General features: G+C 67.8%; 26 protein-coding genes. 15 read left to right on the forward strand and 11 right to left on the reverse strand.

Annotated elements, in window-relative coordinates; genetic code table 11:
- The first annotated feature begins 22 nt into the window (after nt 1-22).
- From AC0WR5_RS16820 to rimO, 5 genes are all read left to right on the forward strand, one after another.
- The gene (locus AC0WR5_RS16820; protein ID WP_475869048.1) at nt 23-1,021 is read left to right on the forward strand and encodes a FecCD family ABC transporter permease; all 999 of its coding nucleotides are present in this window, start codon (nt 23-25) and stop codon (nt 1,019-1,021) included.
- Nucleotides 1,021-1,761 carry an ABC transporter ATP-binding protein gene (locus tag AC0WR5_RS16825; RefSeq protein ID WP_475864857.1) on the forward strand — a complete coding sequence of 247 codons (741 nt, stop codon included), beginning with the start codon at nt 1,021-1,023 and terminating at the stop codon, nt 1,759-1,761. Before AC0WR5_RS16820 ends, AC0WR5_RS16825 begins: the two co-directional genes overlap by 1 nt.
- Nucleotides 1,758-2,414, forward strand: coding sequence for an adenosylcobinamide amidohydrolase (locus tag AC0WR5_RS16830; RefSeq protein WP_475869049.1), 657 nt, complete (start codon nt 1,758-1,760; stop codon nt 2,412-2,414). Before AC0WR5_RS16825 ends, AC0WR5_RS16830 begins: the two co-directional genes overlap by 4 nt.
- A 174-nt stretch (nt 2,415-2,588) precedes the next feature.
- Nucleotides 2,589-3,182 carry a GcrA family cell cycle regulator gene (locus AC0WR5_RS16835; protein ID WP_475864859.1) on the forward strand — a complete coding sequence of 198 codons (594 nt, stop codon included), beginning with the start codon at nt 2,589-2,591 and terminating at the stop codon, nt 3,180-3,182.
- Nucleotides 3,183-3,429: 247 nt separating this feature from the next.
- Entirely contained in the window at nt 3,430-4,812 is a 1,383-nt protein-coding gene (rimO, locus tag AC0WR5_RS16840) for a 30S ribosomal protein S12 methylthiotransferase RimO (protein ID WP_475864860.1), read from the forward strand.
- 214 nt (nt 4,813-5,026) lie between these two features.
- On the opposite strand, the gene AC0WR5_RS16845 is transcribed toward rimO, so the two are convergent.
- The 3 genes from AC0WR5_RS16845 to AC0WR5_RS16855 form a co-directional block, all read right to left on the reverse strand.
- Entirely contained in the window at nt 5,027-5,281 is a 255-nt protein-coding gene (locus AC0WR5_RS16845; RefSeq protein ID WP_475864862.1) for a DUF6455 family protein, read from the reverse strand.
- 72 nt (nt 5,282-5,353) lie between these two features.
- Nucleotides 5,354-5,611, reverse strand: coding sequence for a DUF6455 family protein (locus AC0WR5_RS16850; RefSeq protein ID WP_475864864.1), 258 nt, complete (start codon nt 5,609-5,611; stop codon nt 5,354-5,356).
- A 125-nt stretch (nt 5,612-5,736) separates the two neighbouring features.
- Nucleotides 5,737-7,509, reverse strand: a complete 1,773-nt coding sequence (locus AC0WR5_RS16855; protein ID WP_475864866.1) for an SLC13 family permease — start codon at nt 7,507-7,509, stop codon at nt 5,737-5,739.
- Between the two features lie 229 nt (nt 7,510-7,738).
- Here AC0WR5_RS16855 and AC0WR5_RS16860 point away from each other — a divergent pair, with 229 nt between their 5' ends.
- A complete protein-coding gene (locus AC0WR5_RS16860) occupies nt 7,739-8,479 on the forward strand; it encodes a YebC/PmpR family DNA-binding transcriptional regulator (protein WP_475869050.1) in 741 nt (246 codons plus the stop codon).
- A 106-nt stretch (nt 8,480-8,585) separates the two neighbouring features.
- Here the strand turns inward: AC0WR5_RS16860 and AC0WR5_RS16865 are convergent, their stop codons facing one another.
- Both AC0WR5_RS16865 and AC0WR5_RS16870 read right to left on the reverse strand, forming a co-directional pair.
- Nucleotides 8,586-9,299 (reverse strand): dienelactone hydrolase family protein, encoded by a 714-nt coding sequence (locus AC0WR5_RS16865; RefSeq protein WP_475864868.1) that lies wholly within the window; start codon nt 9,297-9,299, stop codon nt 8,586-8,588.
- Between the two features lie 73 nt (nt 9,300-9,372).
- Complete coding sequence (locus tag AC0WR5_RS16870; RefSeq protein WP_475864869.1) at nt 9,373-10,875, reverse strand: MORN repeat-containing protein; 1,503 nt, start codon at nt 10,873-10,875, stop codon at nt 9,373-9,375.
- Between the two features lie 200 nt (nt 10,876-11,075).
- Between AC0WR5_RS16870 and AC0WR5_RS16875 the strand changes: the two genes are divergently transcribed.
- From AC0WR5_RS16875 to wrbA, 4 genes are all read left to right on the forward strand, one after another.
- Entirely contained in the window at nt 11,076-12,734 is a 1,659-nt protein-coding gene (locus AC0WR5_RS16875; RefSeq protein ID WP_475864871.1) for an NAD+ synthase, read from the forward strand.
- 288 nt (nt 12,735-13,022) lie between these two features.
- Complete coding sequence (locus AC0WR5_RS16880) at nt 13,023-13,340, forward strand: ScoMcrA-related endonuclease (RefSeq protein ID WP_475864873.1); 318 nt, start codon at nt 13,023-13,025, stop codon at nt 13,338-13,340.
- 107 nt (nt 13,341-13,447) lie between these two features.
- The gene (locus AC0WR5_RS16885; protein WP_475864874.1) at nt 13,448-13,999 is read left to right on the forward strand and encodes a 2OG-Fe(II) oxygenase; all 552 of its coding nucleotides are present in this window, start codon (nt 13,448-13,450) and stop codon (nt 13,997-13,999) included.
- Between the two features lie 124 nt (nt 14,000-14,123).
- Nucleotides 14,124-14,735: an NAD(P)H:quinone oxidoreductase gene (wrbA, locus tag AC0WR5_RS16890; protein ID WP_475864876.1), complete on the forward strand. Its 612-nt coding sequence runs from the start codon at nt 14,124-14,126 to the stop codon at nt 14,733-14,735.
- Nucleotides 14,736-15,110: 375 nt separating this feature from the next.
- On the opposite strand, the gene AC0WR5_RS16895 is transcribed toward wrbA, so the two are convergent.
- Entirely contained in the window at nt 15,111-15,818 is a 708-nt protein-coding gene (locus AC0WR5_RS16895) for a response regulator (RefSeq protein WP_475864877.1), read from the reverse strand.
- A 189-nt stretch (nt 15,819-16,007) separates the two neighbouring features.
- Here AC0WR5_RS16895 and mce point away from each other — a divergent pair, with 189 nt between their 5' ends.
- Nucleotides 16,008-16,412, forward strand: coding sequence for a methylmalonyl-CoA epimerase (mce, locus tag AC0WR5_RS16900; protein WP_475864879.1), 405 nt, complete (start codon nt 16,008-16,010; stop codon nt 16,410-16,412).
- 1 nt (nt 16,413) lies between these two features.
- Nucleotides 16,414-16,692, forward strand: a complete 279-nt coding sequence (locus AC0WR5_RS16905) for a DUF1467 family protein (RefSeq protein WP_475864881.1) — start codon at nt 16,414-16,416, stop codon at nt 16,690-16,692.
- 57 nt (nt 16,693-16,749) lie between these two features.
- Here AC0WR5_RS16905 and AC0WR5_RS16910 read toward each other — a convergent pair whose 3' ends face one another.
- Complete coding sequence (locus AC0WR5_RS16910; RefSeq protein WP_475864883.1) at nt 16,750-17,463, reverse strand: EI24 domain-containing protein; 714 nt, start codon at nt 17,461-17,463, stop codon at nt 16,750-16,752.
- The gene (locus tag AC0WR5_RS16915) at nt 17,448-18,026 is read right to left on the reverse strand and encodes a nitroreductase family protein (protein ID WP_475864885.1); all 579 of its coding nucleotides are present in this window, start codon (nt 18,024-18,026) and stop codon (nt 17,448-17,450) included. Before AC0WR5_RS16915 ends, AC0WR5_RS16910 begins: the two co-directional genes overlap by 16 nt.
- A 195-nt stretch (nt 18,027-18,221) precedes the next feature.
- Between AC0WR5_RS16915 and AC0WR5_RS16920 the strand changes: the two genes are divergently transcribed.
- A complete protein-coding gene (locus tag AC0WR5_RS16920; protein ID WP_475864887.1) occupies nt 18,222-19,034 on the forward strand; it encodes a DUF1295 domain-containing protein in 813 nt (270 codons plus the stop codon).
- A gap of 10 nt (nt 19,035-19,044) precedes the next feature.
- Here the strand turns inward: AC0WR5_RS16920 and AC0WR5_RS16925 are convergent, their stop codons facing one another.
- Entirely contained in the window at nt 19,045-19,476 is a 432-nt protein-coding gene (locus tag AC0WR5_RS16925; protein WP_475864888.1) for a thermonuclease family protein, read from the reverse strand.
- Between the two features lie 170 nt (nt 19,477-19,646).
- Nucleotides 19,647-20,759: a class II histone deacetylase gene (locus AC0WR5_RS16930; RefSeq protein ID WP_475864890.1), complete on the reverse strand. Its 1,113-nt coding sequence runs from the start codon at nt 20,757-20,759 to the stop codon at nt 19,647-19,649.
- 110 nt (nt 20,760-20,869) lie between these two features.
- Between AC0WR5_RS16930 and AC0WR5_RS16935 the strand changes: the two genes are divergently transcribed.
- A complete protein-coding gene (locus AC0WR5_RS16935; protein ID WP_475864892.1) occupies nt 20,870-21,130 on the forward strand; it encodes a DUF167 domain-containing protein in 261 nt (86 codons plus the stop codon).
- A gap of 2 nt (nt 21,131-21,132) precedes the next feature.
- Here AC0WR5_RS16935 and AC0WR5_RS16940 read toward each other — a convergent pair whose 3' ends face one another.
- Nucleotides 21,133-21,375 (reverse strand): hypothetical protein, encoded by a 243-nt coding sequence (locus AC0WR5_RS16940; RefSeq protein WP_475864894.1) that lies wholly within the window; start codon nt 21,373-21,375, stop codon nt 21,133-21,135.
- A gap of 163 nt (nt 21,376-21,538) precedes the next feature.
- Here AC0WR5_RS16940 and AC0WR5_RS16945 point away from each other — a divergent pair, with 163 nt between their 5' ends.
- Nucleotides 21,539-22,261 carry a M48 family metalloprotease gene (locus AC0WR5_RS16945; RefSeq protein WP_475864895.1) on the forward strand — a complete coding sequence of 241 codons (723 nt, stop codon included), beginning with the start codon at nt 21,539-21,541 and terminating at the stop codon, nt 22,259-22,261.
- Nucleotides 22,262-22,276 lie beyond the last annotated feature (15 nt).

The raw sequence follows: 22,276 nt of genomic DNA on the forward strand, positions 1-22,276 counted from the left end.
AGACACCCCGCACCGCCTGCCGATGGCGCCCCGGCGCTATCCCATGGTGCTGGCCGCGCTGGCACTGCTGGTGGCGGTGCTCTTCGTCATCTCTCTGATGGTCGGGCCTGCGGCCATCGGCCTCGGCGACAGCCTGCGCGCGCTGCTGGCGGGCGAGGGCCATGCCGCGACGCTGGTGATGCGCGAGATCCGCCTGCCGCGTGCCCTGCTGGGCGTGCTGGTGGGCGCGGCGCTCGGCCTCGGCGGCGCGGGCCTTCAGGGGCTGCTGCGCAACCCGCTGGCCGAGCCGGGGCTGATCGGCACCTCGGCCTCGGCGGCGCTCGGCGCGGTGATCGCGCTGCAGACGGGCGCGGCGGCGGCCTTTGCCCTGGCGCTGCCGCTGGCGGCGCTGGCCATGGCCTTCCTGTCGGTGCTGGCGCTGCTGGCGCTGGCGGGGCCGGGCGGCAATTCGGTAACGCTGATCCTTGCCGGCATCGCCATTTCGGCGCTCGCGGGCGCGGGCACGGCGCTGGTGCTGAACCTCTCTCCCAATCCCTTTGCCGCCAGCGAGATCGTCTTCTGGATGATGGGCTCGCTCGCCGACCGCTCGATGACCGATGTCTGGATCGCCCTGCCCTTCATCGCACTGGGCGGCGCGCTGATCCTGGCTCAGGGGCGCGGTCTCGATGCGCTCAGCCTCGGCGAGGATGCGGCGGCCACCATGGGCATCCGCCTGGCGCCGCTGCGGCTGGCGCTGGTCTGCGGCACGGCGATGATGGTGGGGGCCGCCACGGCGGTGGCCGGCACCATCGGCTTCGTCGGCCTCGTGGTGCCGCACCTGCTCCGGCCCCTGGTGGGGGGGCGGCCCTCGCGGCTGCTGGTGGCCTCGGCCCTCGGCGGCGCGGCCATGGTCCTTGCCGCCGATATCGCCGTGCGCCTGATCGCGCCCGACCGCGACCTGAAGCTCGGGGTGCTGACGGCGCTGGTGGGCGCGCCCTTCTTCCTCGCCCTGATCCTGAAATCCCGCGCGAGGGCCCTGTGATGCTGGAGCTAACCTCCCTCGGCGTGACCCGTGGCGGCAAGGCGGTGCTCGACCGCATCGACCTGAAGATCACCCCCGGCGAGGTCGTCGGGCTGATCGGGCCGAACGGCGCCGGCAAGACCACCCTGATGCGCGCGGCCCTCGGCCTGCAGGCGCATTCCGGCCGCTCCTCGCTCGACGCGCTCGGCGCTGCTGCCCGGGCAAGGGCCGCCGCCTACCTGCCCCAGACGCGCGAGGTCGCCTGGCCCCTGCCGGTGGAGGACGTGGTGGCGCTGGCGCGCAACGCCCATCCCGGCGCCGGCGCCACGGCCGACCGGCAGGCGGTGAATGCCGCCATCGCGCAGATGGGGCTCGAGAGCTTTCGCCACCGCGCGGTCACCAGCCTGTCGGGCGGGGAACAGGCGCGGGTGATGCTGGCCCGCGTGCTGGCGCAGGAAACCCCGCTGATCGTGGCCGACGAGCCCGCGGCAGGCCTCGACCCTGAGGCGCAGATCGTGGCGATGGAGACCTTTGCCGCCCATGCGCGCGCGGGCGGAGCGGTGCTGGTCACCATGCACGACCTCGGGCTGGCCGCGCAGCATTGCACCCGGCTTGTGCTGCTGGAGGGCGGGCAGCTGCGCCTCGACGGTGCCCCGCAGGATGTGCTCCGCGCCCCGGAACTCTCCCGCGCCTTCGGCATCCGCCTGCACATGGCCGAGGGGCCGGACGGGCTGATCGTGCAGCCGGTGGGGCGGCTCTGATGCGCGTCACGCTCGATGCGCCCTGGCTGGAGGCGGACCTGGGCGGCGATCATGACGTGCTCTCCTGGGCCGTGCACCGCCCCGGTTTCGTCACCGCCCGGCGGATCCTCTGGCGCGCTGTGCGCGACGAAGACCTGACAGCCGATTTCGACGTGAGCGACTGGCTCTCAGGCGCGCTCGCCGCCCGGGATGCCGGCGATGCGGTCACCATGCTGACCTCGCGCGATGTCGGCCAGTACGTCACCGAAACGGCCGGGGCCGAGGGCGTGACGGCCGAGGTGCTGGCCACCGTGGGGCTGTCGAACGCCGAGGCCGTGGGCACGCGGCTTGCCGGCGATGCCCGCAACCACTGGGGCACCATCAACATCGCGGTGCGTTTGTCGCATCCGCTGACGCAGCCGGCGCTGATCGAGGCGCTGAGCATCGCCGCCGAGGCCCGCACCGCCGCGGTGATGGACCTGCAGGTGAGCCTGCCCAGCGGCCAGGCCACGGGCACCGGCACCGACTGCCTGTGCCTTGCCGCGCCAAGGGGCACCGCCCCCCTGCCTTATGCCGGGCTGCACACCGCCCCGGGCGAGGCGATCGGCCGGGCAGTGCGCGAGGCCGTCACCCGGGCCGGCAGGGACTGGCTGGGCGAGATGGGGCTGCGGTGACACCTGGCCCAGTTTTCCGCACCCACGGCCGGAGTCACCTTGTATCCGCCGCAGGGGTGATTAAAATAGGGGATCTGACGACGATCCGGGCGGCATCCACGATGCGGCCCCCGTTGCCGTTGGAACATCATTCATGACCGCCCCCGCGGTCGCCGAGAACCCTGGAGGGCCCGTATGTCCTGGACCGATGAACGCGTTGAGCTTCTGAAGAAGATGTGGAGTGAAGGCCAGTCGGCCAGCCAGATCGCCAAGGAGCTGGGCGGTGTCACCCGCAACGCGGTGATCGGCAAGGTGCATCGTCTCGGCCTGTCGAACCGCTCCGGCGGCGGCGGCAGCGCCCCGGCCGCCCAGCCCGCCGCCAAGCCCGAGGCCAAGGCCAAGCCCGCGGCGCCCAAGCGCGAGGCGCCCGAGGCCAAGACCGAAGAGCCGAAGCCCGCACCGCAGCCGGCGCCCGCGGCCTCTGCCGCGCCCTCGCCCTCTCCGGCGCGCAAGGCGATCATTCCCGCCGGCCAGCCGCTGCCGCCACAGCCCTCGGCCAACGAGATCAGCCCCGAGGCCCTGGCCAAGGTCAGCGAGATCGAGAAGAAGGCCAAGCGCCTGACGCTGATGGAGCTGACCGAGCGCACCTGCAAATGGCCCGTGGGCGACCCGGCCACCGAGGACTTCTGGTTCTGCGGCCTGCCGGTGCAGGCGGGCAAGCCCTATTGCGAGGCCCATGTGGGCGTGGCCTTCCAACCGATGTCCTCGCGCCGCGACCGCAAGCGCTGAGCCGCCTCCCTCCCCTGACAGCGAATGCGTCCCGACCGGGGCGCATTTTGCTTTCCGGGCCAAAGGGGCGCTGCCCCTTCTTGCCCCCTGCGGGCGCAATTCATCCCCGGGATATTTCCGGCCAGATGACAGGGGAGCCGGGATGCTCCATCATCTGGCCATAAATATCCCCGCCGGAGGCTGGACGGGCAAGGCCCGGCCATCATCCCGTTTCCCCTGAGCCAGGACTTGCTGTATAGGCCCCGCCATGTCGCAGAACCCGCCAAACCTCCGCCCCGATCTCGCCCCCGCCGCCCGGCTGGGGGATGCGCCCGCCCGTGAGGGTCAGCCGTCGCTCGGCATGGTCAGCCTCGGTTGCCCCAAGGCCCTTGTCGACAGCGAGCGGATCCTGACCCGCCTGCGCGCCGAGGGCTATGCCATCAGCCCGGGCTACGAGGGCGCGGATGCGGTGATCGTGAACACCTGCGGGTTCCTCGACAGCGCCAAGGCCGAGAGCCTGGAGGCCATCGGCGAGGCCCTGGCCGAGAATGGCCGGGTGATCGTGACCGGCTGCCTGGGCGCCGAGCCCGAGTACATCACCGGCACCCACCCCAAGGTGCTGGCCGTCACCGGGCCGCATCAGTACGAGCAGGTCCTCGATGCTGTGCACAAGGCCGTGCCCCCGGCCCCCGACCCCTTCGTCGACCTGCTGCCGGCCTCGGGCGTCAGCCTGACACCCCGGCACTACAGCTATCTGAAGATTTCCGAGGGCTGCAATCACAAGTGCAAGTTCTGCATCATCCCCGACATGCGCGGGCGGCTGGTGTCGCGTCCGGCCCATGCGGTGGTGCGCGAGGCCGAGCGCCTGGTTGATGCGGGCGTGAAGGAGCTGCTGGTGATCAGCCAGGACACCTCGGCCTATGGCGTGGACATCAAGCACGCCGAGGAGCGCGGCCACCGCGCCCATATCACCGACCTTGCGCGTGATCTGGGCAGCCTGGGCGCCTGGGTGCGGCTGCACTACGTCTATCCCTACCCCCATGTCCGGCAACTGATCCCGCTGATGGCGGATCCGTCGAACGGCATCCTGCCCTACCTCGACATCCCCTTCCAGCATGGCCACCCCGACGTGCTGAAGCGCATGGCCCGGCCCGCGGCCAGCGCGAAGACGCTCGACGAGATCGCCGCCTGGCGCGCCGACTGCCCCGACATCACCCTGCGCTCGACCTTCATCGTGGGCTATCCGGGCGAGACCGAGGCCGAGTTCGACTACCTGCTCGACTGGCTCGACGAGGCGCAGCTCGACCGGGTCGGCTGCTTCCAGTACGAGAACGTCGCCGGAGCGCGGTCGAACGACCTGCCCGACCACGTGCCCGACGAGGTCAAGCAGGAGCGCTGGGACCGTTTCATGGAGAAGGCCCAGGCGATTTCCGAGGCCAAGCTGGCGGCCAAGGTCGGCAAGACACTGCAGGTGATCGTCGACGAGGTCGATGACGAGGCCGCCACCTGCCGCACCTGGGCCGATGCGCCCGAGATCGACGGCAACCTCTTCATCGACGAGAATTTCGAACATCTGAAGCCCGGCGACATCGTCACCGTCGAGGTGGACGAGGCCAGCGAATACGACCTCTGGGGCCGGATCACCGGCTGAACCGGCCTGACCCGGACAGGCTGGCGCGCGGGCCTGCAGGCCGCCGCCGCCTCTTCGCACCGGACAAGGAAAAACCGGCGCGGGGGTAAAACCCTCCGCGCCGGCAAGATACGCCGCGTCGCCACACATCATCACTGCCTTGGTATCGATCCGCTCCCCTGGACGATACCTGACGATGCCGGGACCAAGCGGCGGTCCCTTCGGATCCCGGGCCTTACTCGGCGGCCAGGGTCCTGAACCAGTCGGCGTTCCGGCAATAGCCGGGCGCCTTGGCAGCATGATCGTGGGTCTCCTGCCACATCCTGCATTGCTCGCCCTTTTCACAGGCGGTGCAGCTGAACAGGGCCGAGCGATAGCTGCCAGCCTCGTAGGGGTGGTTGCTCATGTAGTCCGCCAGGTCGACGCCGACGCGGTCTGCCATGCCACCCATCAGGTCGGCGTGCTGGTCGAGTTTCGTGAAAAATCCCATCTCTGATCACTCCCGTACCTGAGTTTCATTGCCGGGCCCGTGGGCCCTTGTCTGTTTCTCTCGCCGGATCCGTCAGATCCGGTCGAACACCAGGGCGTTTTCACAGCCCCGGATCGCCTTGGCGCGGGCCTCGCCCTCGATCTCGGCGCGGTCCAGCCAGTCGCGGCAGGCGCATGTCACCTGGCATCCGCGGCAGCGCTCGACCATGGCCGCCCATTCTTCCGTTTCAAGCCGTCCGTCACTCATCGCGGCAGGCAGATCGCGGTCCAGCACCTTGGCCATGCGTTGCACCAGCCAGTAGTGTTCGGTCGCATCTCCGAGCGGTTTCATATGGACCTCCCTTCGAACTTCAGCCTGTCGCGCCCTGAACGGGCGGCGTGGGACCATGTCTAGAGAGTCGAATCGAGTCGCACTTTGATCCTGATCAAATCGGTGAATTTGACCGTATCTTCGCGTCAGAGCGGCCAGAACAACAGGATCAGCGGGATCGAGACCACCACCACGAGGATCTCCAGCGGCAGGCCCATGCGCCAGTAATCGCCAAAGCGATAGCCGCCGGGGCCGAGGATCAGCGTGTTGTTCTTGTGCCCGATGGGGGTGAGAAAGGCCGAGCTGGCCGCCACGGCGACCGCCATCAGGAAGGGATCGGGCGAGACCCCGAGCGAGGCCGCCATGGAGATGCCGATGGGCGCGGCGACGATGGCGGTGGCGGTGTTGTTCAGCACGTCCGACAGCGTCATCGTGACCACCATCAGCGCCGTCAGGATCGCCCAGGCGGGCCAGCCGGTGGTGAGCGAGACAAGGCCGTTGGCGATCAGCTCGGTGCCGCCGGAGGTTTCCAGCGCGGTGCCGAGCGGGATCATCGAGCCGAGCAGCACCACCACGGGCCATTCCACGTGATCATAGACCTCCTGCACCGGCACGATGCGCAGCAGGAGGTAGGCGATCACCACGAAGCCCAGGGCAATGGGCAGGTGCACGAGGCCGAAGCTGGCGGCGGCGATGGCGGCGGCAAAGATGCCGATGGCACCGGTCATCTTGGTGTATTCGGTCACGGCCAGGCCGCGGTCGGCCAGGGTCATCGTGCCCAGCCACTCCGAGATCTCGGCGCCCTGGTCCTTGGGCACCAGCAGCAGAAGCAGGTCGCCGGGGCGGATCTGGGTCTTGCGGACCTCCTGGGTGATGCGCTTGCCCTGCCGCGAGATGCCCAGCAGCACCGCCCGGTGGCGCCAGGACAGGCCCACGGACATCGCCGTCTTGCCGGAGATCATCGCATCGGTGGGCACCACCACCTCGAGGATGTCGAGCCCCTCGCCATCCGCGCGCAGGGCCTCCTCGCGCGCCTTCTCGGCCAGGCCCAGGTTCAGCGCGGCGCGGAACTCGTCCAGCGCCTCGGGCACCGCCTCGAGCACCAGCGCATCGCCGGCCTGGATGCGGGTGTTGCGCGCCCGGCCATAGAGGCGCTTGCCGTCGCGGATCAGGCCCAGGATCGCCACGTCGGTCTTCTCTGCCGCCTCGCTCAGCTCGAAGACCCGCTTGCCGATCTGCTTGCTGTCCTCGGGTACCGTCAGTTCGGCCACGTATTGCGCGATTTCCTTGTCGCTCAGGCTGGCGGTTTCCGGCTTGGGGATCAGGCGCCAGCCGATGAAGGCCACGAAGACCAGGCCCACCAGCGCCGTCAGCCCGCCCACCGGGGCGAAATCGAACATCGAGAAGGGCTCGCCCAGGTTCTCGGCCCGGATGGTGGCGATGATGATGTTGGGCGGCGTGCCGATCAGCGTGGCCATGCCGCCCAGGATGGTGGCAAAGCTGAGCGGCATCAGCGACAGGCCCGGCGCGCGGCCGGCCTTCTTGGCCGTCTGGATGTCCACCGGCATCAGCAGCGCGAGCGCCGCGACATTGTTCATGAAGGCAGAGAGCACGCCCCCGATGCCCCCCATCAGCGCGATGTGCAGGCCCAGCCTGCGGCCGCTGTCGACCAGCGTGCGGGTGATCATGTAGACCGCCCCCGAGCGCACCAGCCCGGCCGAGATGATCAGCACCAGCGCCACCACCAGCGTGGCCTCGTGCCCGAAGCCGGCAAAGGCGTCCTCGTAGGGCACCACGCCGAGCGCCACCCCCGCCATCAGCGCCGCAAAGGCCACGAGGTCATAGCGCCAGCGCCCCCAGATCAGCAGGACGAAGACGGCAAAGAAGAGGGCGAAGAGGATCATCTGGTCACTGGTCATCCTCAAGATCTAGCGCGCGCCCTGCCACTCGGCACAGGAAATTCATGCGCCCCGGCGCGAATTTGCCTCCGGCCGGGGCGGGTCCGGGCGGCCACCCCGCCGGAAAAGGGCCAAAACCCCCGGTTTTTCGCCCCCCACGGGGGTCAAGCGCCCGCAAGACGCCTTGCAGCCCATGGGGGGCCTGCAATATAGAGACGCGACGCAGGAATTCAGGAGCATGGAGGCACCGATGGCCGGCCACTCTAAATGGGCAAACATTCAGCACCGCAAGGGTCGTCAGGACGCCGCGCGGTCCAAGCTGTTTTCGAAACTCTCCAAGGAGATCACCGTCGCCGCCAAGATGGGCGACCCCGATCCCGACAAGAACCCCCGGCTGCGGCTGGCGGTGAAGGAAGCCAAGTCGAACTCCGTCCCCAAGGACGTGATCGACCGCGCGATCAAGAAATCGCAGGCGGGCGAAGGCGACGACTACAAGGAAATCCGCTATGAGGGCTATGGCCCGAACGGCGTGGCGATCATCGTCGAGGCGATGACCGACAACCTGAACCGGACCGCCTCCAACGTGCGCTCGACCTTCTCCAAGAACGGCGGCAACCTGGGCGAAACCGGCTCGGTTGGCTTCATGTTCGAACGCAAGGGCGAGGTGACCTACCCCGCCTCCGTCGGCGATGCGGACACGGTGATGATGGCCGCGATCGAGGCCGGCGCCGAGGACGTGGAAAGCTCCGAGGACGGCCACGTGATCTACTGCGCGGATACCGACCTCAACGAGGTTGCCACCGCGCTGGAAGCCGAGCTGGGCGAAAGTGACTCGACCAAGCTGATCTGGAAGCCGACCACCACCACCGAGATGGACCTGGAAGGCATGCAGAAGCTGATGAAGCTGATCGATGCGCTAGAGGACGACGACGACGTCCAGCGCGTCACGGCCAATTTCGAGGCCGCCGACGAGGTCATGGAACAGCTCTGATCGCAGGGCGATCGGCAAAAACACAAACCGCCCCGAAGCTCGCTTCGGGGCGGTTTTTCATTCTGCACCGGATACCGGAACGGGGCTCCCGAACAGAGCGCGCCCCTCAGGCCAGCTTCTCTTCCAGGAACCGGTAGAGCGCCTGCCAGGCGCGGGTGCTGGCCTGCTCGGAGTAGCCCATGCCGGGGGCATTGGCACCCGGGTTGGTAAAGGCATGGCCGGTGTGCCCGAAGGCCTGGATCTGCCAGTCGGGGCAATGCGCCGTCAGCTCGGCCGCCAGGGCCGTGACGGCCTCGGGAGGGGCAAGCGGATCGTCCCAGCCATGCAGCACCAGCAGCGCCGCCTTCATCTGCTGCGATCCCGCGGGCGGTGCATCGAAGATGCCGTGAAAGCTCGCCCCGGCGCGAAAATCGGCGCCTGCCCGCGCCAGGTCCAGCACCGCCTTGCCGCCGAAGCAGAAGCCGATGGCCGCGGTGCGCGTCGCGTCGACGCCGCATTGCGCCTTGAGCGCTGCCAGCGCCCCCTCCATGCGCGCGGCCAGCAGCACCCGGTCGCCGTTCAGCGCCTGCATCAGTGCGCCCGCCTCCTCGCGCGTCGTGGCGCGGGTGCCGCCGCCATAGTAATCGACGCCCAGCGCGGCATAGCCCATCTCGGCCAGCCGCTCAGCAAAGCCGCGCTCGAGGTCTGACAGGCCCGAGAAGGCGGGGGTGACCAGCACGCCGGGATGCGGCCCGGGCGTGCCGGGGCAGGCCAGGTAGCCGATGCATTCGGCATCGCCGGCCCGGTACGTCAGCGTCTGTGTGGTGATCGGGGCAGTCATGTCTTCGTGTCCTTCATCTTCTCTTCAGACGTGAAAAGGGCCCTGCCTTTGCGGCAGGGCCCTGAAAATCTTGTCACTCGGCTGGCGCCTCGTCCGGCGTTTCCTCCGGAGAAGGCTCCTCGGGGGCGGTTTCCGGTACCGGGTCACCTTCGTTCGGGGTGGCCTGCGGGGTCTCGTCCTGCTCCAGCGCGCCATCGACCCAAATGCCGGTCAGCACCTCGCCCGAGGCATAGGTCAGCGTGCCCTCGCCCTGGCGGCGGCCCTGGTCGAACATGCCCTCGTAAACGTCGCCGTTGACATAGGTCGCGCGGCCCCGGCCGGTCATCTCGCCGTCCTTCCACTCTCCCTCGTAGGAGAAGCCGTCGGCCATGGTGATCGTGCCGATGCCGTCGCGTTTGCCGTCGACGAAATCGCCCTCGTAGACCATGCCGCCCGGGAAGGTCGCCTTGCCCTTGCCCTGGCGCTGGCCATCGACCCAGTTGCCCTCGTAGCGATAGCCGTCGGCATGGGTCATCACGCCGTAGCCGTTGTTCCTGGCGTTCTTGAAACCGCCCTCGTAGCGCACGCCCGAGGGGAAGGTGGCCACGCCCTCGCCGTCGATCACCCCGTTCACCCAGTCGCCCTCGTAGGTCGCACCATCGGGATAGGTGATCTTGCCCTTGCCATTGGCCAGGTCGTCCTTGAACTGGCCGACATAGACAGAGCCGTCGGGGAACGTCACGGAGCCATCGCCGGAAATCTTGTCGGCAACCCAGGTGCCCTCGTAGCGATAGCCGTCGGCGCCGGTAAAGGTGCCCGGCCCCTCGCGGCGGTCATCGACGAAGCTGCCCTCGTAGATGTCGCCGTTGGCATAGGTCACGCGGCCCTGCCCCTGGCGCTTGCCGTCGACAAGCGTGCCTTCGTAGATGTCGCCGTTGGGCTGGGTCAGCTTGCCCTCGCCGCTGATCTGCCCGTCCTTCCAGGCGCCGGTATAGGACAGCCCGTCGGCCATGATCAGCGTGCCCTGGCCGTCGCGCACGCCGTTGACGATATCGCCTTCATAGGTGGCGCCGTCGGGATAGGTGATCTTGCCCTTGCCCTCCTTGACGCCATTGACCCAGTCGCCCTCGTAGACATAGCCGTCGGGGTTCTCCATCCGGCCCTTGCCGTCGTGCAGCGCGTTGCGGAAGCTGCCCTCGTAGCGCACGCCGTTGGCATATTCGGCGATCCCTTCGCCGGTGATCTTGCCGTCGACCCACTCGCCCTCGTAGGTGCCACCGTCCGAGAAGACGATTCGACCGGTGCCCTCGGGCTTGCCCTTGGCAAACTCGCCGTCATAGACCGAGCCGTTGGGGAAGCGCGCGCGGCCCTGGCCGCGGATCTCGCCCTGCACCCACTGGCCGGAATATTCATAGCCATTGGGCAGCCGGTAGGTGCCGATACCGTCCTGCAGCCCGTTCTTGAACGTGCCCTCGTAGACGCCACCGTCGTCGTACTGCTTTGTCTGAACATTGCTGTCCTGCGCGAAACCGGGCGCAGCGGCCATCACAAGGCCGGCGGCGCCGGCGGCGATGAGGGTCTTCAGCCTGTATGCCATCGTCTCTCCCTGAACCCGCCATCCCTGGCTGGGATCGGTCCTAGCTCGCGGATTGGCAAAAACCTAAGCGACGGCGCTGGGTGATACAACGCCTTTCGGCAAATCGCCTTTCCTCTGCGCCGCCATGCCGGTAATCAGGCGGAAAGCCCCCCGGGGGCAAGACGGATACCGTGACAGATCACGCGAAAATGAGGGCTCCCATGGCCGACAGCTTCCGCATCACGCTGGCCCAGTACAACCCGACCGTCGGCGACATCGCCGGCAATGCCGCCAAGGCGCGCGCCGCCTGGCAGGCCGGGCGCGACGCCGGCGCCGACCTGGTGGCCCTGCCCGAGATGTTCATCACCGGCTACCAGACCCAGGACCTGATCGAGAAGCCCGCCTTTCACCAGGCCGCCATTGCCGCGATCGAGGCCCTGGCCACGGAATGTGCCGATGGCCCGACGCTCGCCATCGGTGGCCCCTGGGTCGAGGGCACCGGCCTCTACAACGCCTATCACATCTGCACCGGCGGTCGCGTCGTCTCGCGGGTGCTCAAGCACAACCTGCCCAACAACGACGTCTTCGACGAGGTGCGCCTCTACGATACCGGCCCCCTCGGCGGGCCGATCGCCGTGGGCAATACCCGCGTCGGCATGCCGATCTGCGAGGATGCCTGGCACCCCGAGGTGGCCGAGACCCTGGCCGAGACCGGCGCGGAATTCCTGCTGGTGCCCAACGGCTCGCCCTATCACCGCGGCAAGATGGACGTGCGTTTCAACCACATGGTCGCCCGCGTGGTCGAGACCGACCTGCCGCTGATCTACCTGAACATGGTGGGCGGCCAGGACGACCAGGTCTTCGACGGCGGTTCCTTCGGGCTGAACCCCGGCGGGGCGCTGGCCTTCCACATGCCGGTCTTCGACGAGGAGATCGCCCATGTCGACCTGACCCGCACGCCAGAAGGCTGGCGCATCAGCGAGGGGCCCAAGGCCCGTATCCCCGACGACTGGGAACAGGATTACCGCGTCATGGTCGAGGCGCTGCGCGACTATTGCCGCAAGACCGGCTTCGGCAAGGTGCTGCTGGGCATGTCCGGCGGCATCGATTCCGCGCTCGTCGCCGCCATCGCCACCGATGCGCTGGGGCCCGAAAACGTGCGCTGCGTCATGCTGCCTTCGGAGTACACCTCGCAGCACTCGCTGGAGGATGCCGAGGCCGCCGCAAAGGCGCTCGGTGTGCACTATGATTACGTGCCCATCACCGAGGGCCGCGACGCCATCACCCGCACCCTCGCGCCGCTCTTTGCAGGCCGCGATGCCGACCTGACCGAGGAGAACATCCAGTCGCGCCTGCGCGGCCTGCTCCTCATGGCGATGTCGAACAAGTTCGGAGAGATGCTGCTGACCACCGGCAACAAGTCCGAGGTGGCCGTGGGCTATGCCACGATCTACGGCGACATGGCCGGCGGCTACAACCCGATCAAGGATCTCTACAAGACCCGGGTGTTCGAAACCTGCCGCTGGCGCAATGCCAACCACCGTCCCTGGATGATGGGGCCGGAGGCCGAGGTGGTGCCCGAGCGCATCATCAGCAAGCCGCCCTCGGCCGAGCTGCGCCCGGACCAGAAGGACAGCGACTCGCTGCCCGATTACCCGGTGCTGGATGCCCTGCTCGACCTGCTGGTGGATCAGGAGGCCTCGATCGCCGATTGCGTCGCCGCGGGCTATTCCCGCGCCGATGCGAAACAGGTCGAGCGGCTGCTCTACATCAGCGAATACAAGCGCTTCCAGTCCGCGCCCGGCGCCCGGCTGACGAAACGCGCCTTCTGGCTCGACCGGCGCTATCCCATCGCCAACCGCTGGCGCGACGACGGCTAGGCCACCGGTCCCGGTCCTTTCGCGGCATCCCTGCCGCGCCCCGAGGCCCCGCCTTGCGGCGCGGCGGCCCCGTGACCGCGCGCATTCTCTGCCCGCTGCATGTCGCAATGGCCATTTCGCCCCGGAATGAGGCATTTGCGGCTGCGAAATGGCGCCTGTGCCGAAATCGCATATGGCAAAAGAAATATATGAAAAACATAATAAATCGCATCGCTGCACCGCAGAAGGGGCTTTGCCGCACCTGCGCGCATTAACGCAAAATTAACCACGCTAGGCACCCCTTTACCCATGCGCGATCTAGACACCCCTCCCGAACGGCTTCATCCGGACCTGCTGCAAAAGGCCTTCGACCACCTGACCCGGGCGCAGGTGATCACCGCCATCCGGCTGATCGACCGCCATGGCGAGGAGTGGCTGCGCGAGCGCACCGGCCGCCGCATGCCCGGCAGCCGCTACCTGACCTTCGGCGAGCGCCGCTATCCGCTCAAGGCCACCGGCTATCTCGCGGCCCAGGTCGCGGCGGGCCTGCCCCGGATCGACGGCAACCCGGTCAAGGTCGACCGGGTGGTGCGCGCGCTCTGCCGCTGCGGATTCGACGTGACCTGACGGCAGGCCACCGCCCACCGAAAACGACGCATCCGCGTCGCAAACCGCGCAGCGCCGCCGGGCCGCGGGGCATATGGTCGTCCGTCTTTCCTCTTGCGACTGCACCGATGATCACCTTCCACACCATTCCCGATGCCTTCACCCCCGCCGAATGCGCGACCCTCTGCCGGATCGCCGCCGAGGCGCCCAAGCAGGATGCCGGCCTTGTCCGGCAGGCCCGCGACCACAACCTGCGCCGCGCCGACCTGGTCTGGGTCGACGATGTCGAGGGCACCGACTGGGTGATGGACCGCCTGATCGACCTGGTGCGGGTCGCCAACCGCGAGGTCTTCGACTTCGACCTCCAGGATTTTTCCGAGAGCCCGCAGATCGCCCGCTACGGCGCAGAGCGCGAGGGCCATTTCGGCTGGCATTCCGACATCGGCGAGGGGCGCCTGGCTGCCCGGCGCAAGCTGACCCTGGTGGCCCAGCTCTCCGACGAAGCGGCCTATCAGGGCGGCGCGCTCGAGGTCTGGTACGATTCCTTTCCCCGCAGCGCACCATTGAAACAGGGCACCGCGGTGCTGTTTCCCTCCTTTGCGCTGCACCGGGTCACACCGGTTACAACCGGAGAGAGAATTTCGCTCACCGTTTGGGCGCACGGCGTGCCCTTCCGCTGACGCTGCCGTGCAGCAATGCACAGAAGGTTTGCGTTTGCGCCAGTCGCCAGAGGGCCCGTAGAGGCATAGCTTTCGGGCCAAGCAAACCTGACTGCAACCCATTCCCATGCACGGAGATCATCGAATGACCGCGCCCAAGATCGCAATCATCTACTATTCCACCTACGGCACCAACCTGGCCGTTGCCGAAGATGCCGCGAAGGCCGCCCGCGAAGCCGGCGCCGAAGTGCGCCTGCTGAAAGTGGCAGAGACCGCCCCGCAAGAGGTGATCGACACCCAGGCGCCCTGGAAGGCCGTTCAGGACAAGACCGCCGACACCCCCGTCGCCACCCCCGAGGACATGGCATGGGCAGACGGCTACTTCTTCTCCTTCCCCACCCGTTTCGGCGGTGCCCCCTCGCAGATGCGCGCCTTCATCGACACCCTCGGCGGTGTCTGGGCCCAGGGCGGCCTGGCCAACAAGACCGTGACCGCCTCCACCTCGGCCGGCAACCGTCACGGCGGCATGGAATCCACCCTGCTCAGCTTCTACACCTCGATCATGCACTGGGGTGCAATCCTGGTGACGCCGGGCTTCACCGACGCCTCGATCGCAGAGGCCGGCGGCAACCCCTACGGTGCCTCCATCATCCAGGGTGAATACAGCGACGCCTCCAAGGCCGCCGTGGCCCACCAGGCCAAGCGCCTGGTCGAAGTGACCGCAAAGATCGCGGCCCCGGTCAGCGAAAACGCCTAATCCGGACCCAGGTCCGCCGGCTTCCGGCGGGCGGACACCGGGGCAGGCCCGCGACGGTACGGCCCGGCTGCTGCGCTCCCCTGCGGCGGCGGCCGCAAGCGGCCCGCGCTCTCGCGGCCTCCCCTACGAAAAGGTGCGCGTCTCCTCGCGGAGCGCGCACCTTTTTCATTTCCAGCATTCCGTCCTTTTCCGGGAAGGACAGTCTTCCCGGGGATGCCAGTCCCGCCGCCCACCGCGACCAGCCGCCGCTTGCCGCGGGCAGGCCCCATCGGCGTGCTGAGGGATGACTTCCGCGCGAGGCGCCATCGTGCATTTCGGGAAAATGAAAGAGCGCGCCGGGCCTTTCCCAGGGCCCTGGCAGGCGCCCCTGCCGGCTCAGATCGCCATGCGCTGGCCGATACGTTCCTGCAGCAGTCCGGCCAGGGCCGAGACCTCGGGCCCCGGCACCGCGCCGTCGTCGCGGGCCGCGGCAAGCCGTTCCACGGCCTTCTGCATCGGTCGGTCGCCGGCGCATTTCGCCGCGCCGCGCAGGAATTGCGTCAGATAGCTCAGCACCGCATCATCGGGCATCTCGCGCAGCATCTCGGCCGCATGGGCCATGTCGTCGCGATAGGCCACCTGGTCCGGTTCCACATCCTCCGAAGTGACGGGCCGCGGGCCGGGAATGCGGTATTCCGGCGGCATGTGCGACAGGATCGTCGACTGGAACACCCCCAAGCTGGTGAGGGGTTTCGACAGGAAGCAATCCGCACCGGCGCTCAGCGCCTCCTCCTCCATGCCGATGTCGCCGGACATGCCGACGATCACGCCCACCTTGGGCACGCCCCGCGACAGCTGCTCGATCAGCTCCAGCCCGGATCCGTCCGGCAGCCCCATGTCGATGATGATGGCCGTCGGACGATAGACCTGAAGGTGGCGTCGCGCCGACTTCAGGCAATCCGCGCGGCGGATCCGTGCGCCCGAGCGCAGGCACAGCAGGCGCAACGCCTCGGAGGCAAAGAGGGAATCTTCGACGACCAGAACGGTCATGCCCAGCATGGGGCGGCTGGCGGTGGGGGCCATCATGGCTTCAAGCGGGTCCATCGGATGTCCTTCTGACTGTCCAAGGGGGGATTCGGTGGTGTCTGCAGGATCGAAGCTAGGGCCCCTTGGCTAACGAGACGTTAAGCGGCCATCGGTGCGTTTACGTCTCGTTGCGGGCGTTCGCGCGGCTTGCGCGGGGGGGAACCGGGCGCGATAACCGAGGGAAGAGGAAGGGAATCGGAGGACCCAATGATCGGACGCCTGAATCACGTTGCCATCGCCGTGCCGGACCTGGCCGCGGCCTCGGCGCAATACGAGACCGCCCTGGGTGCCAAGGTCGGCGCGCCGCAGGACGAGCCCGACCACGGCGTCACGGTCGTCTTCATCGAGCTGCCCAATACCAAGATCGAGCTGCTCTATCCGCTGGGCGAAAACAGCCCGATCCAGGGCTTCCTCGACAAGAACCCCTCCGGCGGCATCCACCATGTCTGCTACGAGGTCGACGACATCCTGGCCGCCCGCGATCACCTGCAATCCACCGGCGCCCGGGTGCTCGGCACCGGAGAGCCGAAGATCGGCGCCCATGGCAAGCCGGTGCTCTTCCTGCACCCCAAGGATTTCAATGGCACGCTGATCGAGCTGGAGCAGGTCTGAGATGGGCATCACCTCGGCCATCGTCCTCTATGCGGTGATCTGGTGGCTGACCTTCTTCATCGTGCTGCCGCTGCGCCTGAAGACCCAGCAGGACCTGGGCGAGGTCACGCCGGGCACCCAGTCCGGCTCGCCCGAGGTGCATCACCTGAAGGCCAAGGTGCTGATCACCACCGGGATCGGCACCCTGCTCTTCGTGGTGATCGCCGCGGTCATCCTGTCCGGCTGGATCACGCTCGAGGACATCGACATGTTCCACCGCCTGCGGCCGCAGCCGCAGTAGCGGCAGGCAGACCGGCGTCCCCATGAAAAGGGCGGCCACCGGGGCCGCCCTCTTTCGTCACCGCGCCTGCGGCTTCATCATCAGCCCGTTGTAGATATGGGTGAAGGTCGCCGCCCCGAGCACCGGCACCAGCAGGTTGACGATCGGGATCGTCAGCGGCACCGCCATCAGCACACCGCCCACGAAGACCGTCAGCCCGTGTTTCTTGCGCAGCTGCGTCGCGCCCTCGCGCCCCTCGCGGCGCATCGCCGCCAGGGTGAAATATTCCCGGCCGAGCAGGTAGCCGTTCAGCGCCCAGAAGATGAAGGCCGCCACCGGCGCCAGGAAGATGTAGAAGATCAGCCCGATCAGGTTGCCGATGATGATCACGCCGAGGAAGCCGATGGCATCCAGGATCCCCTCCAGGAAGGGAATGCGCGGCGCCCGTCCCAGCTCGGGGTAATATTCGTCCTCCACCGCCTCGGCCACGTCTTCCAGGAACAGCCCCGAGATCGCCGAGGCGATCGGCACCATCAGGAAGACCGAGAGCACCATCATTCCCAGGAAACCGCCGACGCCCAGCAGGTCGTTGACCCAGGTGATCGTGCCGATCCAGGGCAGCGTCACCCCGTCGGCCCATAGGTGCCCGGCGCCCCAGACCACCAGCGCGGTCAGCGCGATCAGCGCCGCCAGGGCCCAGCTGACGCCGATGATCACCACGCGGCGGAACCGCGCGTCGTGAAACTGCCCCAGCGCCTTGAGGAAGGAGCTGACGATCAGTCCGATATCCATGTGGTCTTTACCTCCAGGTCCGGGCGCGGCCGCTCGGACGGCGCATGGGTTTCGGTGGCGATATGCACGATGCCGGCCACCCGCTCCTGCGGGGCCAGGCCCAGGGCCTCCTGCCGGAAGACCGCGTCATGGGCCGGCCAGCCAGAGAGCCAGTTCGCCCCCCAGCCCGCCGCCAGCGCCGCATTCAGCAGCGCCAGGCAGACCGCACCGGCGGAATAGGTCTGTTCCAGGGCCGGGATCTTGGCGCTCTCCACCGGGCTCTCCACCACCACCACGGCCAGCACGCCCTGGTCGTATTGCTGCCGGCCCTTGGCGATCTCGCCCTCGTCCAGGCCCAGCGCCTCGCCGCGGGCCTGCACCATCCCGGCCAGCCGGGCAAAGGCCGCGCCTTCCAGCACGATGAACCGCCAGGGTTCCAGCTTGCCGTGATCGGGGGTCCGCGCGGCGGCCTGCAGCAGCGGCATCAGCGCCTCGTGGTCCGGCCCCGGCGCGGTCAGCGTCTTGGCCGGGCGGCTCCGGCGGCCCTGCAGAAAATCGAGCGCCGCCTGGTTTCTCTCGGGCATGGTGTCTCCCTGGTCTTTTCGGGCCCGTATCGTCGGGCCGGTCCTGTCGGCTTCACATGTCGGCAATGGGCGCGCGGGTTTCAAGGCGCTTTCCCGCCGCACTGCGGCATCACCGCGACGAAACGCCGAAAAGCGCCCCTTTCCCTCGGCCCCGCGGCCCTGCTACGCTTGCTCCGCACTCGTACGGAGCCCCCAATGTCCCATCTCTTCGGCCTGCCCCTCAGCTTCCTTCTTGTCGCCTGGGGCCTCGCCCTGCTGATCTCGGCCCTGGGCTTCCTGCGCAGCGACTGGTTCATCTCCATCGGCTACGGCCTCTCGATCTCGGGGCTGGCCCTGCTCTCGGCACTCTGGTTCCACGACAGTTTCCACTGGGGTGCGGGGATACAGCTCGCCCTGCTCTGCGCCTATGGCATCCGCCTCTCGGCGCACCTGATCCTGCGCGAGGGCCGCCCCTCCTACCAGGCAGAGCTTCAGGCCTCGCGCGCCCGCAGCGCCCGCATCAAGGGGGGCGTGAAATTCGCCATCTGGCTCTCCGTCTCGGCGCTCTACGTCGCCATGGCCTGGCCCGGCGCGGTCTCGGCCGCCTCGGGCGACATGGGCCTCTTCGGGGTCTTCGGCCTGGTGGTCATGGCCCTCGGCCTCTTCATCGAGATGACGGCCGATCAGCAGAAGACCCTCGCCAAATCCGCCGCCCCCGGCGATTTCGTGCACGAAGGTCTCTATTCCCGCGTCCGCTATCCGAACTACTTCGGCGAGATGCTCTTCTGGTTCGGCAATTTCCTCGCCGCCCTGCTGCTGCACGGCAGCTGGCTGTCGTTCCTGCTGGCTCTGGTGGGCCTGGTCTGCATCTGGCTGATCATGCTGGGCTCTGCCCGTCGCCTGGAGCTGAAGCAGGAAGAGCGCTACGGCAACATCCCCGACTACCACATCTACATCACCGAGGTGCCCGTGCTCTTCCCCTGGGTGCCGCTCTATTCGCTGAAACGGCTGAAGGTGTACCTGGGGTGAGGGGGGCGCCCTAACCCACCTTCATTCGCCCCTGCTGGCGGGCTGCGGCCCGCCACAGTTTCTTGCGGATCCCGGCGGGCTCGAGGTGGCTGTAGGCCCCGCCGGAATACTTCGGCCAGTCCAGCGCAAGCCCCTGCTCCACCAGCGCTGCCGCCAGATCGGTGCCGTCCGGCAGATAGCACTGCGCCACGATCCGGTCATAGGACACCTCGTCCTTGCAGACGGCGGTCACCACCTTGCCCTTGCACATGGCGATCATCGCGTATTTCGATTTCTTGCCCCAGGGGTGATCGAGCTCCGGTGCATCGATCCCGGCGATCCGGATGTGGGTGCCGCTGATGACGATCGTATCGCCATCAATGACAAAGCACTTCCCCTTCAGAACTTTCGGGGCCGGATGCCGGATCGGCTTTTCGGGTTCGGTGACCTGCTTCTTCGGCACCGGGTGAACCGGGACGGGCCTCCCGTGAACGGGCCTCTTGCGCGGGGGCGGTGGATCCCAGCTAAAGAGTTTCTTCAGGAATTTCCGTAGCATTGGCCGTTCGTCGATTGGAAAACAGTCTTTCCAACCTGCACCGGCCCACGTCGGATTGCAACCCTGGGTTGCAACTCCTACCCGAACACCTCCGCCATCTCGTCGATCACCCCGCTGATATAGGCATCGAAACGCGCGTTCGGCTGGCGGATCGCCACGGTCTTGGCCATCGGGTCCTCGGCCCGCTTGTCGGAGCCCGAGAGCACCTCCATCACCCGGTGGCCGCAGAAGGGCACGTAGACCTCGGAATAGCCGCCCTCGTGCACCATCAGCAGCTTGCCGTCGCACAGGCGCCCTGCGGCTTCCTTCACCATCGCGGTCATCTCGCCATAGGTCTCGACCGTGCAGAGCATCCGCGCGATGGGATCAAAGATCCCCGCGTCGAAACCGCAGGCCACCACGATGGCATCCGGCTGATACCGCTCCAGCGCCGGCACCACGATCTTCTCCATCACTTCCAGGTATCCCACGTGGCCCACGCCCGGCGGCAGCGGGATGTTCATGTTGAACCCCCCGCCCGCGCCACGGCCCCGGTCGGCGATATCCCCGGTATCCAGCGGATAGTTCTTCTCCTGGTGGATCGAGATCGTCAGCACGTCGTCGCGCTCGTAGAAGATATGCTCGGTGCCATTGCCGTGGTGCACGTCCCAGTCGATCACCGCCACGCGGCCCGCAAGGCCCTTCGCCTTCGCCGCCTCGATGGCAATGGCGATATTGGCCATCAGGCAAAAACCGTTGGGCCAGTCGGGCAGGCAGTGGTGCCCCGGCGGCCGGCTCAGCGCATAGGCATTGCCCACCGCGCCCGTCAGCACCGCCTCAAGCGCCGCCACCGACAGCCCGGCCGAGAGCGCGGCAATCTCGTAGCCGCCCTGCCCGAAAGGCGTGCGCAGGCCAAGTTCGCCGCCGCCGGCGTCGCTCATCGCCTTGAAATCATCGAGGTAGGCGGCGGGATGCACCCGCAGCAGGTCCTCGCGGCTGGCTTCGGGCGCGCTCGAGACGTGCAGATCGGCGGTAATGCCGGTGACATCCATCAGGTTCTTCAGCCGCCGCTTGGTCTCGGGGCTCTCCGGCAGGCCTCCCGCCGCCAGCGGCTGCACCAGGCCGCCCACCGGCATGGTCAGGGCGTAATTTCCACCCGAATGCCAGAAACACCGCTCGTCCCAGAAAAACCCCGTCTTGCCCGCGATCATTGACTTGCCCTCTCCTGCCTGTTTTCTCCCGGGCAGACTGGTGCGCCGACGCCGGGCATGCAACCCCGCAGCCCGTCCCGGCAGAACACCGCCCACTGCCCGAGGACTCCATGGCCGAAAAACTGCCCGATCTCAGCCACCTGGCCGTCCCCGGCACCGAGATCGCCCTGCGCGTCACGCCAAAGGCCTCGCGCAACCGCATCGAGCCGGGCGAGGAGATGCTGCGCGTCTACGTCACCACGGTGCCCGAGGACGGCAAGGCCAATGCCGCCGTCCAGAAGCTTCTGGCCAAGGCGCTCGGCGTGCCGAAATCGGCCCTGACGCTGGTGCGCGGCCAGACCGCGCGCGACAAGGTCTTCCGGGTGGAGTGAGCTCAGTCCTGCCTGGACGGGGTCAGGGTATAGCTGCCCTCGGGCAGGTTCAGCGCCGCGCTCAGGTCGCGCAGCTGGGCCATCGACAGCGTGATGCGGCGCACCTCGTCGGTGCGGGCATCGTATTGCTCGACGGTGATGCATTCCTCGAAGGCATTGATCACCACGTCCTCCTGGAGCGGCGCCGGGCCGTCATCCACCAGGGTGACAATCGTGCAGTCGAATTCGTGTTCGATGGTAAACATGGCTGGAAACCTAGCCGTTTCATGCTTCACGGGAAATGCAAGAATTCGGCAAGGTCGCATTTTCCAACTGCAAGACCGGCGCCAAGGCCTTACACTGACCGGAACCTGAGGCGCACCTGAGGCGCAAAAGCGGTAGCGCAAGCCGCAACACCGGAGGCCGGGCATGAATGTTCTGAAACTGGCGGCAACGCTCTGCCTGATGGCCCTGGCGGGCTGTGCGGGCCTGCCCGCAGAGACCCCGAGCGCCCCGGACAGTGCCACCGACAGCAGCGCGGGCCCCGGCCCCCGCCTCGATCCCGACACCGCCGCACGACAGTTCGCCCAGGTGGTCGACCGGATGGAGCCGGTGATCGAACAGGCCTGCCGCCGCACCCGCAAGGACCGCAAGTGCGACTACCAGGTCGTGGTCGACACCCGCCCGCGTGAGCCCGCCAATGCCTTCCAGACGGTGGATGACAACGGTCAGCCGGTGCTGATATTCACGATTTCGCTGATCGCCGACATGCGCAATCCCGACGAACTTGCCCTGGTGCTCAGCCACGAGGCCTCGCACCACATCCGCAACCACCTCGCGCAACAGCAGAATTACGCCGACGACGGCGCCCGGATCTATGCCGAGGCGGCCGAGCTCTCGGGCGCGTCAAAGGCCGATATCGCCCGTGCCACCGAGATCGGCGCCGCCCTGGGCGCCCGGCGTTTTTCCAAGCAGTTCGAGCTTGAGGCCGATTACCTCGGCGCCCAGCTGTCGCAGCGCGGCGGCTACGACCCGCTGCACGGGGCGCTCTACTTCCTGCGCCTGCCGGACCCGGGCGACGAATACCTCTCCACCCATCCCTCGAATGCGGAACGCATGGCGATGGTCAGGAAGGCCGTGGCCGGTTCCTGAGCCGCACTGCGGATT

This window comes from Pseudooceanicola sp. DL12 (assembly GCF_056270665.1).